Below are 963 nucleotides of genomic sequence, written 5' to 3'. Positions count from 1 at the left end.
AAAAAAGACCTTGACAAGTTGGCCTTGGATTCATATCTGGAAGTGGCAGCAGAAAAACTGGGGTACAAGAACGTGGATGAGTTAAAAAAAAATTTAAACATCAAGCCCTGATGAAGGCTGCTGCGATTACGAAACAAACAGGTATAGCAAGCATGTCAAAAGTATGTGCTTGCTTTAACCTTAAACGCGATGCATACTATAAATACCAGCAACGGTGGGAACGTTATAAGTCTGCAGAATCAAAGGTAATACAGCTGGTAAAAGAAGAACGCAAAGTACAGCCCAGGGTTGGGGTACGTAAATTGTATGAAGCCTTACTGCCTTCTTTTAAAGCTGCACATATTAAGGTCGGCAGAGATTCATTATTTGATATTTTAAGGGCAAATGACATGCTGGTAAAAAGGAAAAGGGCTTATGCTAAAACAACCAACTCCTACCACCATTTCCATAAATACAACAACTTGGTAAAAGAGCTGGAAGTTTCAAAGCCTAACCAGGTTTGGGTTTCCGATATTACCTATATCCGAACGGTAAAAGGCTTCTGTTATTTGGCCTTAATTACTGACATGTATTCACGAAAAATTATCGGACATGACCTCAGCGATTCGCTGGAGCTGGCGGGGTGCCTACGGGCCCTTCGAAAGGCCCTGTGGCACTCAAAGCCAGCGGCCGGGCTTATACACCACTCCGACAGAGGTGTGCAGTATTGCAGCCATATGTATGTAAATGAACTAAAAAGAAAAGGAATCGAAATCAGCATGACAGAAGAAAAACATTGCTATGAAAATGCTATTGCTGAAAGGGTTAACGGCATATTGAAAGACGAGTTCTACCTCGACCAATGCTTTTTTTCAACAGCTCATGCAAAACGGGCAACAAAAAGCGCAATTAAAATTTATAATAATAAAAGGCTTCATGTATCTTTAAGGTACAAAACACCAAATATGGTGTTTAATAATGTAG

General features: G+C 40.4%; 1 protein-coding gene. It reads left to right on the top strand.

Translation table 11 applies throughout. The features are described 5' to 3' along the window. Positions 1-110 precede the first annotated feature (110 nt). Positions 111-963 (top strand): IS3 family transposase (locus D1164_RS23600; RefSeq protein WP_119352359.1); only part of this gene is annotated, 853 nt, incomplete at its 3' end.

The organism is Mariniphaga sediminis (assembly GCF_003573545.1).
Lineage (GTDB): Bacteria > Bacteroidota > Bacteroidia > Bacteroidales > Prolixibacteraceae > Mariniphaga > Mariniphaga sediminis.
The sequence above is the reverse complement of the archived record's forward strand: the minus strand, read 5'-3'. Positions and strand labels throughout refer to the sequence as shown.